This window comes from Alteromonas sp. McT4-15, from assembly GCF_020515205.1.
GTDB lineage: Bacteria > Pseudomonadota > Gammaproteobacteria > Enterobacterales > Alteromonadaceae > Alteromonas.
Window position 1 is genome coordinate 15580 of the sequence record NZ_JAJALG010000021.1, and the last position, 16899, is coordinate 32478.

14 protein-coding genes are annotated in these 16899 nt (G+C 44.0%); 1 reads left to right on the forward strand and 13 read right to left on the reverse strand.

Annotated elements, in window-relative coordinates:
- Positions 1-34 precede the first annotated feature (34 nt).
- The 3 genes from LHL20_RS14220 to prmB all read right to left on the reverse strand — a co-directional run bounded on the left by LHL20_RS14220 (position 35) and on the right by prmB (position 3405).
- Positions 35-1210 carry an MFS transporter gene (locus LHL20_RS14220; RefSeq protein ID WP_226433764.1) on the reverse strand — a complete coding sequence of 392 codons (1176 nt, stop codon included), beginning with the start codon at positions 1208-1210 and terminating at the stop codon, positions 35-37.
- Between the two features lie 152 nt (positions 1211-1362).
- Entirely contained in the window at positions 1363-2460 is a 1098-nt protein-coding gene (aroC, locus tag LHL20_RS14225) for a chorismate synthase (RefSeq protein WP_226433765.1), read from the reverse strand.
- Between the two features lie 9 nt (positions 2461-2469).
- Positions 2470-3405, reverse strand: coding sequence for a 50S ribosomal protein L3 N(5)-glutamine methyltransferase (gene prmB, locus LHL20_RS14230; protein WP_159623268.1), 936 nt, complete (start codon positions 3403-3405; stop codon positions 2470-2472).
- A gap of 87 nt (positions 3406-3492) precedes the next feature.
- On the opposite strand from prmB, the gene smrB reads away from it, so the two are divergent.
- Complete coding sequence (gene smrB, locus LHL20_RS14235) at positions 3493-4113, forward strand: endonuclease SmrB (protein ID WP_226433766.1); 621 nt, start codon at positions 3493-3495, stop codon at positions 4111-4113.
- 28 nt (positions 4114-4141) lie between these two features.
- Here smrB and LHL20_RS14240 read toward each other — a convergent pair whose 3' ends face one another.
- From LHL20_RS14240 to LHL20_RS14285, 10 genes are all read right to left on the reverse strand, one after another.
- The gene (locus LHL20_RS14240; RefSeq protein WP_159623272.1) at positions 4142-4267 is read right to left on the reverse strand and encodes a DUF3149 domain-containing protein; all 126 of its coding nucleotides are present in this window, start codon (positions 4265-4267) and stop codon (positions 4142-4144) included.
- A gap of 303 nt (positions 4268-4570) precedes the next feature.
- Positions 4571-5833 carry a sensor histidine kinase gene (locus tag LHL20_RS14245; protein WP_264180946.1) on the reverse strand — a complete coding sequence of 421 codons (1263 nt, stop codon included), beginning with the start codon at positions 5831-5833 and terminating at the stop codon, positions 4571-4573.
- 32 nt (positions 5834-5865) lie between these two features.
- Positions 5866-7206 (reverse strand): sigma-54-dependent transcriptional regulator, encoded by a 1341-nt coding sequence (locus LHL20_RS14250; RefSeq protein WP_226433768.1) that lies wholly within the window; start codon positions 7204-7206, stop codon positions 5866-5868.
- A gap of 85 nt (positions 7207-7291) precedes the next feature.
- Entirely contained in the window at positions 7292-8500 is a 1209-nt protein-coding gene (locus tag LHL20_RS14255) for an ABC transporter permease (protein ID WP_226433769.1), read from the reverse strand.
- 11 nt (positions 8501-8511) lie between these two features.
- Positions 8512-9825: an ABC transporter permease gene (locus LHL20_RS14260; protein ID WP_226433770.1), complete on the reverse strand. Its 1314-nt coding sequence runs from the start codon at positions 9823-9825 to the stop codon at positions 8512-8514.
- 1 nt (position 9826) lies between these two features.
- On the reverse strand, positions 9827-10561 hold the full coding sequence (locus tag LHL20_RS14265; RefSeq protein WP_159623284.1) for an ABC transporter ATP-binding protein: 735 nt from the start codon (positions 10559-10561) through the stop codon (positions 9827-9829).
- Positions 10562-10577: 16 nt separating this feature from the next.
- Positions 10578-11831 (reverse strand): efflux RND transporter periplasmic adaptor subunit, encoded by a 1254-nt coding sequence (locus tag LHL20_RS14270; RefSeq protein WP_226433771.1) that lies wholly within the window; start codon positions 11829-11831, stop codon positions 10578-10580.
- 349 nt (positions 11832-12180) lie between these two features.
- Positions 12181-14598, reverse strand: a complete 2418-nt coding sequence (locus LHL20_RS14275; RefSeq protein WP_226433772.1) for a PAS domain-containing hybrid sensor histidine kinase/response regulator — start codon at positions 14596-14598, stop codon at positions 12181-12183.
- Between the two features lie 96 nt (positions 14599-14694).
- Positions 14695-16173: a M20 family peptidase gene (locus tag LHL20_RS14280; RefSeq protein ID WP_226433773.1), complete on the reverse strand. Its 1479-nt coding sequence runs from the start codon at positions 16171-16173 to the stop codon at positions 14695-14697.
- A 41-nt stretch (positions 16174-16214) separates the two neighbouring features.
- Positions 16215-16853 (reverse strand): transglycosylase SLT domain-containing protein, encoded by a 639-nt coding sequence (locus LHL20_RS14285; RefSeq protein WP_159623292.1) that lies wholly within the window; start codon positions 16851-16853, stop codon positions 16215-16217.
- Positions 16854-16899: the final 46 nt, after the last annotated feature.

Sequence of the window (16899 nt, forward strand, 5' to 3'; positions counted from 1 at the left end):
GCGGTGAACGATGAAACATGTACATCGCCAAACATTAATGTTCTGGCGCAGTATCAAAACGCTTTTTGGCGCAAAGCAATAATGACATTGCGCCTAAAGCGGCAAATACCGCTGCCGTCACAAACGTAGCGTAGGCATTGGTACCTTGTGACCATTGCTGTCCGGCCATGTAATTACCAAAAGCACCGCCAAGACCAAATGCAATACTGATGTATACCGCTTGTCCTCGACTCTGGTACGCCTTTGGTAGATATAAGTGGATGAAATGAACCGACACCGCGTGGGTTAGCCCAAAACTTAAAGCGTGGATAAGCTGGCTTAACATAATCACTGCCCAATACTCAGCAAATGCCGCCATGGCATACCACCTAAGCGCAGTGAGTGCGAGGCTGGCAAACAGTAAGTTCCATACACCAAAGTGACTGATGAGTCGCCGTGCGAGTATAAATATTCCGACCTCGGCAAGCACGCCTAGCGCAATAAAAAAGCCCGTTTGTTGACCGCTGTAGCCTAAGTCACGCATGTACAAGGCAAAAAATCCATAATAGGCGCCAAAGCTTATTTGCAAACACGCAGATGCAAAAATAAAGACAGCAAACGGTTTTTGTTTAGCAAAAGCCCAGATAGAACCAACGGCGCTCTCATGCGAAACCGTTTGAGCCGGCGCACGAATAAACAGCGTACTAACAAACAAAAGTGCGAGTACCCCAATGCTGACATGAACAGGCGTTTCTGTTGAAAAACTATCTAAAGCCTTACCCACCATTACCGTCAAACAAATAAAACCAACACTGCCCCACAGTCTTACCTGACCGTAAGTGGCCTTAGTATTGGCGACGCTATTCATGGTGATCACTTCAAGTTGGGGAAGTACCGCCGTCCAAAACATCATCATTAAACCAAATGACAAGGTCAGCCCCCAGAAGCTGTCAAAATACAGCACTGAACTGAAGGTTAGTACGGTTAGCAAGCAACCCAGCCGCATTACTCCAATGGCATTGCCAGTTTTATCTGCTACACCAGCCCATAAACCAGGGCCCAAAATACGTGCAAGGGTAATGACCGCAAACAACTCACCGATGTCAGCCGAAGAAAAACCGCGCCCATCTAGAAAGATCCCTAAATACGGAACAAGAACGCCTAGCTGGCCAAAGTACAGCCAATATGTAATAGCTAAAATAATAAGTGATGAATTAGCACGAAATGCCAATAGAAATCTCCATATACAAAAACGCCATCAACGCTTTAGCATCGCGCTTAGACAAGCGTTAAAACTAGCTAAAAAGTTAATGGCGATGCACCTAGCACATGCCGGTTACCTTTGAGCGCGTTTACTCAAAGCTAACTAGCTAAAAATAGTCGCTACGCTTTACCTGCGATAGGTGCAGTGGTTGAAGCAATACCCTGATTCTGTGCGCGGTGGCGAAGCAAGTGATCCATCAAAACAAGGGCTAACATCGCCTCTGCAATTGGTACTGCACGAATGCCCACGCACGGGTCGTGACGGCCTTTCGTCACAATATCTATTTCTTCGTTATCTTTATTGATTGTCTTACCGGGTACTGAAATGCTTGATGTTGGCTTAAGCGCCATATGAACTTCAATGTCTTGTCCGGTAGAAATGCCCCCTAGCACACCGCCAGAGTGATTTGATGTAAAACCATCAGGCGTCAGTGTGTCGCGATGCTCACTACCTTTTTGATTAATCACGTCAAACCCATCACCAATTTCTACGCCTTTAACCGCGTTTATTCCCATCATAGCATGGGCAATTTCAGCATCTAAGCGATCAAAAACCGGTTCTCCTAATCCAACAGGCACGTTTTTAGCTACGACTGACACTTTAGCACCAATGCTGTCGCCCGACTTTTTGAGGTCGCGCATGTATTCATCAAGCGCTTCAAGTTTTGATTCATCCGGGCAGAAAAATGGGTTTGTATTTGTGACGTTATGGTCAACCGTTTCAACACCGATAGGGCCAAGCTGAGATAAATAACCCAGTACTTCAATACCATGCACTTCTTTAAGGTATTTCTTAGCAATACCACCAGCGGCAACCCGAATTGCCGTCTCACGTGCAGAGGAGCGACCACCGCCTCGATAATCGCGACTTCCATACTTTTGGTCGTAAGTGTAGTCTGCATGACCTGGACGGAAGCGGTCTTTAATATTACCGTAGTCTTGGCTGCGCTGGTCTTTGTTTTTAATTAAAAGGCCAATGCTAGTGCCGGTGGTTTTACCTTCAAATACGCCAGATAAAATTTGTACTTCATCATCTTCACGGCGCGCTGTGGTGTAACGAGATGTGCCTGGTTTACGTCTATCAAGGTCAACCTGAAGGTCGTCTTCAGTAATACTTAAACCTGGGGGGCAACCATCTACTACGCCGCCAATTGCTATACCATGGCTTTCGCCAAATGTGGTTACAGTGAAGAGTTTTCCGAAGCTGTTACCTGACATAATTAACTATTAATCCTTACTACCAAAGTGTTCTACCAGTGTCTCTTTTCGCACAGCAAAAATGCCAGAGCCGCCGTTTTCAAATTCAAGCCAGATAACTTCTAGGCCAGGAAAACGCGTATTCATGTGCACTTCACTATTTCCCACTTCCACAAATAACCACCCACCATCATTGAGGTACGTGGGCGCTTGCTTCAACATTATGTCAACCAGTTCAAGGCCATCTTCACCTGCCGCAAGCGCAAGCTCAGGCTCATGGTGATATTCCTCAGGTAAATCCGCCATATCTTCGGCGTCGACATAAGGTGGGTTAGACACAATAAGGTCGTATCGTTGACCTTCTAAACTTGAAAACAAGTCTGATTGAATGGGGTAAACACGGTGACTTAATCCGTGCTCCTGAATATTGATATCCGCCACTTCCAACGCGTCGGTGCTGATATCCACTGCATCAACTTGCGCTTCAGGATAGGCGTGCGCCAACGCAATGGCGATACAGCCCCCGCCCGTGCACATATCGAGAATACTCGAAGGTGCGGTTTCCACAAACGGCGCAAATTCATTTTGAATCAGCTCAGCAAAAGGCGAACGCGGAATAAGTACACGCTCATCGACATAAAATGGCATGCCACAAAACCACGCCTCATTGGTGATATAAGGCAGCGGCATACGGGTTTGTACGCGCTTAAGTACAAGCTCTGCAATTTTCTCGCGTTCACTTTTGGTTAACCGAGATGTCAGTACACTTTCACCGACTTGCTCTAAAATAGGGTGTGGCAAATGCAACGCCTGCATAACCAAGCTTGTCGCTTCGTCCCATGCATTGTCGGTACCATGACCAAAATACAACGCCGCATCATTAAATCGGCTGGTTGCCCATCGTGTCATATCTAACAAAGTATGCAGATCTTCAATGGCTTCTTCTAGGTAAAACTTATCGGTCATGGTGTTTGGGTACATCAACAATTACAAAGCTGGTATCATACTAACATTTAGTGTGTTCGCCCATGTTAATTTGCATATTGATTCATAATGAAAGCGTTTAAAAAAGAACTAAAAGCCTTAAAGAAACAAACTTTAGCTTCTAAACTGAACAATGCAGGTAGTATCGACCGTGTTGAAGAAGAGACCTTTTCATTTGCCGATGCAATGCAAGGCGTAAAACCCCTTCAACAAGACAAAATTGAACCTGATAAACAAGTCGCTCTATTTAACAAACGCCAACAGGCTTCAACAGCACACCTCACTCATAGCAAACAACTTGCTGCCTCATTTAGTTTTTCAGACATGTATCAGGCTGCTTTGCCGCAAGAAGGTCCAATGCGTTATTGCAGAGACGGCGAGTCTACCCACATTGTTAAGCAACTAAGACGCGGTGATTATTCACCTGAGATGATGCTAGATTTGCATGGTTTAACAAGAGAAATGGCAAAAGCGGAACTAGCAGCACTTATTCACTCTGCTAGAAAATCGTCAATTGACTGTGTAAGCATTATGCATGGTTTCGGGCAAGGCGTTCTTAAAGCCGCCCTGCCACATTACCTTGTACAGCACCCTCACGTAAGAGCATTTCATCAAGCACCACTGGAATACGGCGGACAAGCGGCACTGTTGGTATTAATTGATATTCCGTTGCAAAATAATAAACGTTAGAAAATTCACTGTAGCAAGTGATAAACGTTTATTTTTCCTCGTCAGCACTATTGTGCATAAACAGGTATGTGTAATACATCATCATGCCAACAATAATACCTATACCTAAAAGTGAACCCCACACTACTGGGTCTTTAATCATTGTCCACAACATAATCGTTCTCCTCTTTAACTGCATTAATCATAGAGAAAGAACAGCAGCCTAAACCTGATCTAGATCAATGCTGAGATAGCAATGAACCTGCATACACAGCATTTTTGATCTAAATCAAAACGCTGGGAAAGACGTGCTAATTACATTGTGAGTTGCTGAAATCAAAACTAAGTTAGCCACAGGAAAACAATTTTAAAAAAAAGTTATTGCAAATAATTATCATTTAGATTATCTTGTAAATGCCTGTTCGACGTTGGGTAAAAAACGGTCTTGGCTTAGCGTCGCTAAGGGATAGACGCCCGTCTATCCCTTATTTTTTTCAAACACGACGCGAACACATAACCCGTCATCTTGTCTATTTTGTATCACCAAATGTCCACGATGCGCATCAGTAATCTCGCGGCATAATGCTAACCCTAATCCACTTCCTGTCGCTTTAGTCGAATAAAATGGCACTAAGGCATTCGCCATTACGCTCTCAGACATACCTTTGCCTTTATCCAACACTTCAATCACGACTTGCGATGTGTTCTGTGTAATTACTAATTCCACATCGTCAGGTGCACTCCCCGATTCATGGGCATTTTTTAGCAAGTTAATGAGCAACTGCTCTAATTGGATGGCGTCGGCTTTTAAATCAACGGGTTCTGGCATAGACAACTTAAATGGATACTGCTGCGCTAATTGCGCTAAGACATCATCCCAGCTAATGGTGTCAAATACTGGTACCGGAAGTTTGGCGAATTTGCCGTATCCCTGCACAAATTGGTTTAGGTGGGCAATACGCTCTTCAATAGTGTCAAACACCCGAACCAAACGCGGATCACTATTTTGGTTACTCACTATCTTCCCACTGTGTAGCAGACTAGAGATTGGACCGAGTGAGTTATTGAGCTCATGGCTTATTACGCGAATAACCTTCTTCCAAACCGATACCTCTTGTCGATTCAACTCCCGTGTCATTTGTTTCAAAATAAAGAGCTTATGTGATTGGTTATTCAGTAAGAATGTCCCCTTTGCGATATGCCACGTTTCAACACCTTTGTCTTCAAGCGGTAGTGTAAATAGCCCTTCCTGACGGTTGTTCATCATATCGCCAAGTGCGCTTGGCTTTTGTATCAAAAGCGTGTCAATCAACTCACCTTCTAAGCGATGGGACGCGTTGAAAAAGTGCCTCGCTTGGTAATTACTAAACACTATTCGATTATCACTATTTACAAGTAACAACACATCAGGAGACGTTTGTAGTACTTTGTCTAACATAAGTTCCCGCTGATGAAGCCACTGCTTTTCTTTTCTTAGCGTTTCTGCAGTTGCGTTGAATAAGGCGCAAAGCTCGCCAAACTCATCAGAAGAGGTACGCGCCAATGTTGATGAATACTCACCGTCTTTAAAATTAAGTAGCCCTACATTAAGCGCTTGCAAGTTCTTATCAATAGGCTTTGTAAGTGTGTAAAAACAAAAACCGCTCAACACAAGTACACCACTTGTAATCAAAATTTTGGTTTCAACCGGCAAAGCAACGAAATACAGCAAAGGCGCAATACCAAGGGCGGTAGATGCCATTGCTGAAGCAATCAGTTTATTTCTAATGGTATTCACGATTTGTAATCTATCGCGTACTTGTCTAAACGACGATAAAGTGCCTGACGAGACAGACCAAAATGTTTAGCGACCTTAGCGATTACGCCATTGTAAGTCACCAAAGCTGCCTCTATTTCTACTTGCGTTGGCTCTGTTGTATTTGCTCTAGGCACTGTGCTTTTTGTCTCGCTTGACAATCCGAATGCGTCTGCTCCTAGCACGCCTTCAGGGTACAGAATGTCAACTCTACGACAGGCGTTTTCTAACTCTCTTACATTGCCTGGCCACATATGCTGCGTGATAGCTTGTTGGGCGGTAAGACTCAGTTCCCGACCGGGTAGAAAATGTTTTACCAAGGCTAATGCATCATCCCCACGCTCACAAAGAGGAGGAACATTTATCTCGATAACGTTGAGCCGATAAAATAAATCTTCTCGAAATGTGCCTTTCGCAATATCTGCCACAAGATCAGCGTTGGTTGCGGAGATAATCCTCACGGTAGTGCGCTGAGTTTTCACCGAACCCAACTTTTCGAATTCACCGGTTTGTAAGACGCGAAGTAATTTCACCTGACCAGATAGTGGTAAGTTTCCAATTTCATCTAGAAATAAAGTTCCACCATTAGCTGCTTCAAATCTGCCAATTCGGCTTTTATTGGCGCTTGTAAACGCCCCTGCCTCTGCACCGAACAATTCTGCTTCTATGAGCTCTTGAGGTAGTGCACCTGCGTTCACTTTAACGAAAGGCGCTTGATTTAACGGTGATTGTCGCTGAATGAGCTCTGCAATTTTCTCTTTTCCGCTACCATTAGGGCCAGTGATCAAAACTGGTACGTCAGACTTTGCCACTTGAAGTGCCATATCAACAACGCGCTGCATTGCGGCACTATCGTAAACCAGCCCGACACTTTGGGCCGCTTGCTTGGCGGTATCAAATACGTTGGCGTGCTGTTGTAGCGCCTTGTTCTTTGTATTGGCTTGCCCTAACGCGATTAGATTGTTTACTGTCGTCACTAATTTTGTATCGTCCCAAGGTTTTGGGATGTAATCTGCCGCCCCCGCTTTTACAAGTTCGACAGCCTGCTCAAGCTCAGTCCATGCGGTTATCAAGATAATCGGAAGCAATGGATTTAAGCTACGTAGGTCACTAAACAGCACTCTGCCCTCTTCGCCTGACGTAGTATCCGCACTAAAATTCATATCTTGAATCACTAACGCTATAGATTGGTAGTTAACTATTTGAAGTGCCTCTTTAGGCGAGGTGGCAGTGACTATTTGATATCCGTGGATCTCTAGTAGTAGCGACAACGCTTCTAGCACTGCAGTGTTGTCATCTACTATTAAAATCTTCGTCATTGAAATACGTATCCATTCTACTGTTTGTTTTTATTGTCATAAGCGCTGCTTACCCACAATAGGTAAGCAGCAATATTAGCGCATATTAAATACTTCTTGTTGCTATGCTAGGTGAAATGTTTGCGGCACGCATAGCGGGCAACACTACTGCCAATAAACTCATTATCAGAATACATAAAGCAGTAACCAGCACATACTCTAACTCCAGCGCTTCAATGGAGTAGGCTTTCATTAGTCCTCGACCTAAGAAAATAGCGGCGATGCTACCTATCACTAGGCCTACTGTACATATCATGGCATTTTCAACCAAGAAATAACGCACAATAGCAGATTTTCGTGCACCTAAAGCTCGACGCGTTCCAATTTGTTTAGTGCGTTTGCTGATATTGAATTGGGTCAACCCAAAAATGCCCAGCGCGGTAACCAAAACCAGTATAACCACCAGCACAATTAACATACGCATCATGAGTACGTCAGTAGCATCATAGGCTTCTTTACTCTCGTCAAGCCCGTCCACATTGATGATAACGCGCTTGTCATAGGCTGATAACATCTTGTCTTCTATGATCTTCATGACATTAGCACGCTCATTCGCATCGGTTCTTACAAGAAAATGCTGATAACTTTGCGCATTAATATAGGGAATAATACCCGTGGTATTACTATCTTCTGCACGAGGCCATGCACTTTCCATTAAGGCGACAACACCGATTATTTCAAGGGCTCTTCCATCAACGTAAATCGATTTACCCAGTGCAGACTCATCATCAAACATGCTCTTAGCGAGTGCCTGCGAAACGATAATAGTAGTAGGCCCATTGTCGTGATAGCTATCACTAATCATGATTTCCTCAGGCCTGAAATTTCTGCCTTCGATGAGTTCTACACCAAAGGTGTCAAGTGCATGTTCATCGCCGTAGAAGTACATCAAGCGACCTTCTCTCGATTGCTCTGGAAGGGGTTTTAACCTAATTGAGGTAGACGAGCCACCGCCTGATAGCGGCACGGCCTGGGTAAGTGTGGCGTTAATAACACCCGGAATTTGGCGCAACATGGCCTCGTCTAATTCAGTCTGCTGTCTTAAATCAATGTCCTTTCCGAAGGTCATTACAGTAAAGCTAAAGATCTCTTGCTGAGGATAGCCAGTGTCTTCGCGCAAGTAAGATAAATTATCGTTAATCATAAAGGCCGCATTACTGACAATTGCGGTTGTCAGTGCAATTTGTAAAAACAGTAAAACAGCACCTACTTTGGAGCGCAGCAGTGCGCTAAATATTGGTTTTATATCAAGCATGATACGCCCTCCTATTGGCTCCTAAGGTAAATAGCTGGCTGAGTCTTACACACCAACCACGCAGGGTATAAGCCTGCTATAAAACTCGCGAGTAGTGAGATGGTCGGCGCAGCAAGTAGCATCGACCAATCCATCGTCGCAAGGGCATTGTAATAGTTGTTTGTCGTGCGCACTCCCCACAAACCTAACTGCGCAACAGCAATACCTAGTAGGCCACCTGCAACACCAATGACAGAGACTTCGACAATGTGCTGCAAAAATATCTGACGCTTGCTCGCGCCAAGTGCACGCCTTACCCCCACTTCAGGTGCTCTTTTCAAAAACTTCGCTAACAGAAGCCCAAGAATATTTGCTACACAAACCATTAAGAACATAAAACTAAGTGCGACGAGAATACGATTATCTTCAGATACCACTTCGGTATATTCCATCCACTCATTAACGTTGCGTAGCTTGTATTCTAAATTGTCACGTTGAAAGCGCCCCCGGGCTTTCTGGTCTTCCATGTAAGCCATTAAAAACTGGCCATAAGCCTCTTTTTGTTGTTCGTTCTCCAACAATACCCAAAACTGGGTCCAGAGCTTTTCAGAGGCCAGCAAATCTTGATACCCTCTCATCGCTTCTTGTTTCCAGCCGTTCATGTTGCCCCACGTGCCAACTTCTTCTAGTGGCGCTATGGTGAATGGAATGTAAATCGACTCTGATGAGTTAAAAGCACCGTTGTTTACATCATAGTACTTTACATGGTGGTCCCAATTTTCAGTTACCCCCACAATCCGATAGCTCTTGTTATCTAAGAATATTTCCTTGCCGACAGAGTTCTCTTCATTGAAAAAACGGTCGTTAATCTCCTTAGTGATAACGGCAACATAAGGTTTGTTCTCTTGCGCGTCACGCGACCAAGCTTGACCATAGATGAAAGGCCTATCAAAAATGTCAAAAAACTCTCTATTGACGAGTCGCGCCGGTTCCATACGAGGCTTAACATCTGGCGTATTAAGGTGCACTGAAAACCCGCTGCGAAAGCTAGGGCTGCTCAGTACATCAATGTCCGCGTTGTAAAGGTTTGTGGCATCTTGGTAAGTCAGCTGGCGAGGCAAGTTGTCAGAAGAATTCCATTCATTACCCTCATCCATTAACTGCAATTGTGGGTAATGAATTTTGCTACTCTTGTGAGGAATTGGATCCATTGACATCATGTGGAACACCGACAGACTCGTCATGGTAATGCCAATTCCAATGGCGATTGCAAATACCATCAAGAAACTAATAATGGGCGTACTCTTAATGCTCCGCCAGCTTAAATCAATATAGTGAAGTAGCATATTACACCCCAGCCGCTTTCAAGCGTTCAATATCACCAACCGATTCAGAATCAGGGTTGCCTTGATATAGCGTAAAATCTGCCAGCTGCCCATCAACCACTTGAATGTTACGAGGTGCTCTACGGGCTAGTTCTGGGTCGTGCGTCACCATAACGATAGTTGCGCCATTGCGGTTAATCTCTTCGAGTAACTCCATAACCTGACGAGCCATCAAGGTATCTAGGTTTCCGGTAGGTTCATCGGCAAGCAAAAAGCGAGGATTACCTGCAAGTGCTCTAGCAATGGCAACGCGCTGTTGTTGGCCACCTGAAAGCTGCTGTGGAAGGTGTTTAGCTCGGCTCGCGAGTCCAACTTGCTCTAAGCATTCATCAATTCTGCGTTTTCGCTCTTTCGACGACACACCACGATAACGTAAAGGTACTTCGACGTTTTCAAAAATATTGAGGTCGGGAATTAGGTTAAAGCCTTGGAAGATAAAACCAATTTTTTGATTGCGCAAATCAGCTCGTTGATTGTCAGACAATCCTCCCACATCAATGCCATCAAGGGTATATTGCCCTGAGGTGAAGGGCTCTAATAAACCAGCCATGTTGAGGAACGTAGTTTTTCCTGAACCGGACGGGCCAGTAACTGCAATAAATTCACCTTCGTTTACTTCAAGCGAAAAGTCTCTTAATGCATGGGTTTGAACACTATCCGTTTGATACACCTTGCTAATGTTGTGCATTTTTAACATTTTATTATTCCTTGTCTTATCGAAGTAGCACCGAAGGCGCCTGTTTAAATTTGTCGTAGTTTGATGTAATGATTTGATCGCCTTCTTGAAGGCCTTCAAGAATCTCCACTTCACGCATACTGGTAGCACCTATTTGAATAGCCACTTTTTCTGCGATATCTCCGCGTACGATATAAGCGGTATGCCCACCAGATTGAAGAAAGCTTCCTCGTGCCACTTTCAGCACATCACTTTTGTTTTCTAATAAAATACGCGCTGACACTTGTTGATTCTGACGGATAGATTGCACACTGTTTTCAGGAAAACGAACACGCGCAGTAACTTGGCGCTCGACGACTTCAGGCGATATGGACACCAGCTTGCCCAGTACAGTTTCTCCACCCATGGTTAGCTCTACATCCATTCCAATGCCGAGTTCGCCAGCATAACTTTCTGCTACATTGAGTTGTGCTTCATAGGCAGACAAGTCGACTAGCGTCATCAGCAATTCATTTTTGGCCACCAGCGCATTTGGCTGAATAAGCACATTACCCACAATGCCAGAAACGCTTGCTCTAATGCGTAAGTTAGCCAATTGACGCTCAAGCTCTTTTACAATGAGAGCTTGCCTTGCCACTTTGTCTTCACTGGTTTTAAGCTCAAAGGCTAAGGTATCCGCCGCTAGCGCTATTTCACCCATAGCGTGTTTATGTGTAACCCGAGCGCGTGCTAAATCGTCCTGCGCTTTTTCAAAATCAATCTGGCTGATGAGATGATTCTCAATTGATAACGCTGCACGCTTGTCTTCGCGCATAGCGGCATCAAGTTCGACTTTGGCCAAATCAGCTTGCTTATTTAGCAGAAGTGTTTGACGTCTGACATCAAGCTCCTGACGAGCTAGGTCACTTTGTAAACTGGCGAGTACCAACTGCTCTTGCTTCAATGTACTTTGCAACTCCGGAGAGTCCACAACCGCTATGGTGTCACCGGCCTTGATAAAGTCACCTGGCATAACATTGAGCATGACATAGCCTTGCTCTGGGCTATAAACTTGAGGGGCATTTGCGGCGATGATTTTGCCCGTGGTAATGATATCGCGCACCAAATCACCTTTAGAAACGGTATGCACTTTTAACGACTCTTTGGCTAGAGAAACATCAGCCGTCGGCGCAGACACTAGCATGTACCCTAATACACCCGCTGCAACGACCCCACTTAATGACAGAATCCAATTCTTTTTATGTGTTTTGCGCTGTACAACGCTATCTTGGTTGCTTGTATCTTTAATCATCGAGTTTCCCTACCGAATAGCGTTTCTATGTTGGCCAGCACTATGCTGAATACACAGACCAACAAGGGTGCAGAAATATAATGAAGTAACATCATAATGGCCTTAAATCCTTAGTGACATATACCGATTTAGTAGCGGTATGCGTTGTAATTGATATTGCTACTGAAGCTAATACCAATTGCATGCCAAAACTTAAGACATTGAATTTAATGAAATTTAAAAAGATAGGCATAAAAAAAGTGTCCGCAGCGGACACTTTTGACTGTCCGGCAGTTTACCGCGGACAGACACATTGGAAATGAATGACTACTCGTATAAATACAAGAAATAAAACTGAAATAGAAGAGATCTAGCTTATGAGCGTATTGAGCAGTCTGAAGAGTTTATTCATGTCTATTGGCTTACTGAGGTGTTCGTCGAACCCTTCTTGCAAGTAATGCTTTACATCACTGACCATTGCATTAGCTGTAAGGGCCACAATAGGGATTGTAGGGTTTACTGCCTTAATCTTAAGCATTGCCTCTACACCATCCATCTCTGGCATTTGAATATCCATTAAAATAATGTCGAAATATTTTTGTGTTGCGGCCTCTACCGCTAGTTTGCCATTTGTCACGGTGAGCATTTTTGCGCTCGTTTTTTCCAGCATTGAGCGCACAATCATACGATTTATTTCATTGTCTTCTGCTATCAAAATGCGCTTGCCACTTAACTGTGGTGTGTTATAGATGTTATCCGACAACGGTTTAATTACCTTTGTCGCTTTAGGTAATGGCAAATGCACCGTAAATGTGGTTCCGACGCCTGTTTGACTTTGAACATCGATAGTTCCCCCCATCATTTTCACCAAGCTCAGCGTGATAGACATGCCAAGCCCGGTTCCTCCAAACCTGCGTGTGGTCGAACTGTCCGCTTGCGAGAATCGCTCAAATACGCGTTTCAAAGCTTCTTCGCTCATGCCAATACCAGTATCAATTACCGTTAGACCTATCGCTGCTCGGCTTTCTAACATGGTAGGGTAAAGGTTTAGCGTTACATTGCCATGCTCAGTAAACTTAACTGCGTTTGATACCAAATTTAGGCAAATCTGCTTTACTCTGACCATATCGCCAAGCCAGCCATCAGAAAAGGCCTCATCAATATTCGTAATAAGTTCAATACCTTTCTGACTCAAAATGCCGTCCACTTCGAAGCGCACCGACTTAAGCACTTCGGTCATCAAAAATGGAGCCTGCTCAAGGTCGAGTTTGTTATCTTCTATCTTTGAGTAGTCAAGAATATCATTGATAATGGTCAATAAAGATTGCGCAGAAGACGTAGCATTTTCCAACATGATTTGTGACCGCTTATCTAAGCTGCGCTGGTCAACCATTTGCAATCCGCCCAAAATGGCATTCATTGGCGTTCGAATTTCGTGACTCATATTGGCCAAAAATTCACTCTTAGTTTTACTCGCCTTCTCAGCTTCGTTTCTTGCCCACTCTAGCGCATTTATCGCTTCATTTTTTTCGGTAACATCATAATTAACACCGATAACCCGCAACGCTTTTCCTTTGTCATTGCGAATAATTTCGGCACTCGCTTTGATGGTTCTAATGTTACCGTTAGGGTGGACTACACGAAACTCTGGTTCAAATCGCACACCTCCTTTTACCGCTTCGGTAAGCAAATTATGACAGTAAGCAATATCATCAGGGTGTACACTGTTTTGCCATGCCTCATAAGCGCCAGAGAAACAACATTCAGTTATTCCATAAAGCTTGTACATCCATTTATCCCAGATGAGTTCGTCTTTTTCGACATCCCATTCCCATACACCAATTTCAGCAGAATCGTTAGCCAGCTTTAGCCGTAGTGCATTGCTTTCCGCGTGCTCTTTGGCCGACTGCAACTGCGATTCAATCGCTTTTTGTTCCGAGATATCTTGCACAACAGAGCAGATAAACTCTTCTTCTGTTGCGCTTTTAATTTGTACACCTGACAATTGAACGGGATAAACATGCCCATCTTTATGAATGTACTCTTTGACATAAGGGCCATAACGGCCTGTTTTAGAAAGTGAAGTTAGCTGCTCTTGTTCTTGCTTATCATATTTCTTGGGTGTTAGCTGCCAATAATCCATCTGATTTAGTTCATCAACATCGTACCCGCTAAAACGGCTAAACTCTTTATTCACATAGTCAAATTCCCCACTACTCATTTTATTTATGGCAATGCCTACTGGAGCGAGGTTTACGAATAGTTCAAACTTTTCCTTTTCTTTCAAATAAGCCGTTTTAACACTTTCGAAATCAGAAACCACATCATCCAGCTTGCCCTTTGTTTCCAAAAGCTCGGAAATATCCCTCCCAATTGCAAGTACAAGCTGCTTGTCTTTAAGAGGAAGCGAAGTAAGAGACACTAAACACTGAAAGGTTGAGCCATCAAGGCGACTGTGCACCCATTGAAAAAGTTGAGGGCCGTGAACAAGGGTATCTTCAATATATGTTTTTGCTAGTTCATCTGAACGCCGACCGCATGGCTGATACTCAGGTGACAAATCGGAAGGTGAAAGGCTTAGAAAATATTGAGCACTGCCAACGCCGTGAAGATCAATGGCAGCTTGATTACATTCGATGAACTTGCCCGACGCTAGATCAATTATTGAAAGTGCGTCACCAGAGACATCAAAGAGTGTTTTATATTTTGTGTTTTCGGCCTCAGCACGTTTCAGCGCTCGTTTTAGCGCTTCTACTTCTTGTTCTAACGCGCGTAATCGCTCACTCATATTTCCACTTTGCCCCTACCATTACAACTACATCAAACTATAGCAGTATTTGTGCAAGGCTCTACATGCACACATAGATAAAAGTAAAAATATAGCCTATTGGTTATGCACTGAGCCTTGTGCACTTTGCTTGATGAGCTCACCATAAAATTGAATTGCACTAATATAATCTGTAATAGGAATTTGCTCATTTACACCATGAAACTGTTTAAGGGTTTCGGGGTTAAGCTCTACCATCATAAATCGATAAATACTGTCTGACAGTGCGGTGAAGTGTTTTGCATCTGTACCGCCTTGAACTAAGTATGGCGCGACCAACGTTTCGTTTTGCATAGTCCGGATAGTGCTCTCAATTAAACGATATCCCATACTATCCAAGGTAGACACATTACTGGCTTCATTTGCCATGTAGGCTTCAATCCCCACACGAGGATCATCAATAGTTCTGTTTACATGCGCCACCAAGTCATCGATAGTCATGCCTGGCATAAGCCGGTAATTGATTACGCCAACTGCCTGAGTTGGCAATATATTAGACTTTGAACTTCCTTCAACCATAGTCGCGGCGGTCGTGGTGCGAATGCTGGCAGCAGAGCTTGGTTTGCTCAACATCGCGCCTTCGATAAGCGGGGAAAGCAACCACAAATTAGCCATAGCCATACGGGTTGGAAAATCGGTGTAGTACCCCATTTTTTCGAACGTTTTGTTGATGAATTGAAAATCTGTAGGCAATTGGTTATTTTCAAGCTTTACAATGGCCTGACTGAGAACACCAACTGCGGTATGTTCAGGAGGTTGCGATGAGTGCCCGCCATCATCATTCACTGTTAAACGAATATTTGCATAGCCTTTTTCTGCAATACCGACCACTGCAACTGTGCGCTCTGTTCCCACCATCAGGCCACGTGTAATCGCGCCGCCTTCATCAAGCACAAATTCAAATTCAATATTCTGCGCTGCAAACCAGTCAGCAACTTTTGCAGCGCCTTGCTCACCGCCAATCTCTTCATCGTGCCCAAACGCAAAGTAAATAGTACGTTTAGGGGTCAGTCCTTTGGCTAACAAATGTTCCATTGCTTCTAGTAATGCAAACACCGTCACTTTATCATCTAGAGTGCCTCGCCCCCATATAGCCCCGTCACTTATATCCCCACTAAAAGGAGCGTGAAGCCATTGTGATTCAGTCGCAGAATCTACAGGCACTACATCCATATGCCCCATAAACAAGGCTGGCTTTAGCGTCGAATCGGAGCCTGCTAGTTTATAGACCAAACTGTATTCACTGATGACAGTTTTGCTCATTTTGTTGTGAACAAGGGGGTAGGAAGATTCTATGAATGCATGCAAACCTGAGAACGCTTGGTGGTCGAACTTAGTAGCGTCTTCATGCGAAATTGTTGGAAAACGAATAGCCTTGGCAAAACGCTCTACCACGAGTGACTCATCAATAATAAGTGGTGAAAATGACGCATTGGGGGAAACTTGATTATCGCTAAACACGGTGAGCGCGCGGACAACCAGTAGAGACACCAACACTAACAACGCTAAAGCCGCTATGCCAATCACTTTTTTCATTTTCACATCCCTTATTATTGTTATTGGTAGATAAACAGGCGCTAGCTAAATAACTTCATGAACCAACCTTTTTGAAGGTCTTCTTCACAGGTTTTTAATTGCGTGGCATAACGCAATGATCGCGCTTTTACTTTAGAGGCCACTTTCTTCAGCCAAGGTTTGCGGTCATAACTTCTGCGCTTATACCCTCCCCACCCTTCGTGGTAGTTCAGGTACTGTGCATACGCATCCCACTTAGACACGCCATTAACTTTTTGTGATTTATAAATAAACCACCCCATGAAATCGATGGCATCGTCAAAATCATCCCTATCTGCGCCACTATTGCCGGTTTCGCGAATATAGTCTGACCACGTTGGCGTTTTAGCCTGAGAATAGCCGTATGCAGAACTTACACGTCCCCATGGGATCAACCCGAAAAACACGTAATCTCTCGGAGGGAGGGCATCGTGCCTAAACGAGCTTTCTTGATACATCATTGCCATTGGCACGTGAATGGGAACACCCCATTTGTCTCTCGCATCAGCAGCTGCATCATACCAATCGTCCTTTTCGTAGAATATTTCGCATAAATTACTGATGTCTTTAGGAGGCGTAGTTGCACACCCCGCGATAAACAGCGGAAAAAGAACGATGAAAGTTGATAAAAAAATAACCAATTTTTTGAACTTTTGGTTCATAACTTGTCTTAATTAATGTTCTAGTAAAATGTGTGTTTCCCTGGAA

Excerpts from the sequence above, each read along its gene's own strand:
- LHL20_RS14265 (WP_159623284.1), bottom strand. The coding sequence starts at position 10,561 with ATGTTAAAAATGCACAACATTAGCAAGGTGTATCAAACGGATAGTGTT.
- LHL20_RS14250 (WP_226433768.1), bottom strand. The coding sequence starts at position 7,206 with ATGACGAAGATTTTAATAGTAGATGACAACACTGCAGTGCTAGAAGCG.
- LHL20_RS14260 (WP_226433770.1), bottom strand. The coding sequence starts at position 9,825 with ATGCTACTTCACTATATTGATTTAAGCTGGCGGAGCATTAAGAGTACG.
- LHL20_RS14240 (WP_159623272.1), bottom strand. The coding sequence starts at position 4,267 with ATGTTGTGGACAATGATTAAAGACCCAGTAGTGTGGGGTTCACTTTTA.
- LHL20_RS14270 (WP_226433771.1), bottom strand. The coding sequence starts at position 11,831 with ATGATTAAAGATACAAGCAACCAAGATAGCGTTGTACAGCGCAAAACA.
- LHL20_RS14275 (WP_226433772.1), bottom strand. The coding sequence starts at position 14,598 with ATGAGTGAGCGATTACGCGCGTTAGAACAAGAAGTAGAAGCGCTAAAA.
- LHL20_RS14255 (WP_226433769.1), bottom strand. The coding sequence starts at position 8,500 with ATGCTTGATATAAAACCAATATTTAGCGCACTGCTGCGCTCCAAAGTA.
- aroC (WP_226433765.1), bottom strand. The coding sequence starts at position 2,460 with ATGTCAGGTAACAGCTTCGGAAAACTCTTCACTGTAACCACATTTGGC.
- LHL20_RS14280 (WP_226433773.1), bottom strand. The coding sequence starts at position 16,173 with ATGAAAAAAGTGATTGGCATAGCGGCTTTAGCGTTGTTAGTGTTGGTG.
- prmB (WP_159623268.1), bottom strand. The coding sequence starts at position 3,405 with ATGACCGATAAGTTTTACCTAGAAGAAGCCATTGAAGATCTGCATACT.
- smrB (WP_226433766.1), top strand. The coding sequence starts at position 3,493 with ATGAAAGCGTTTAAAAAAGAACTAAAAGCCTTAAAGAAACAAACTTTA.
- LHL20_RS14245 (WP_264180946.1), bottom strand. The coding sequence starts at position 5,833 with ATGGCATCTACCGCCCTTGGTATTGCGCCTTTGCTGTATTTCGTTGCT.
- LHL20_RS14285 (WP_159623292.1), bottom strand. The coding sequence starts at position 16,853 with ATGAACCAAAAGTTCAAAAAATTGGTTATTTTTTTATCAACTTTCATC.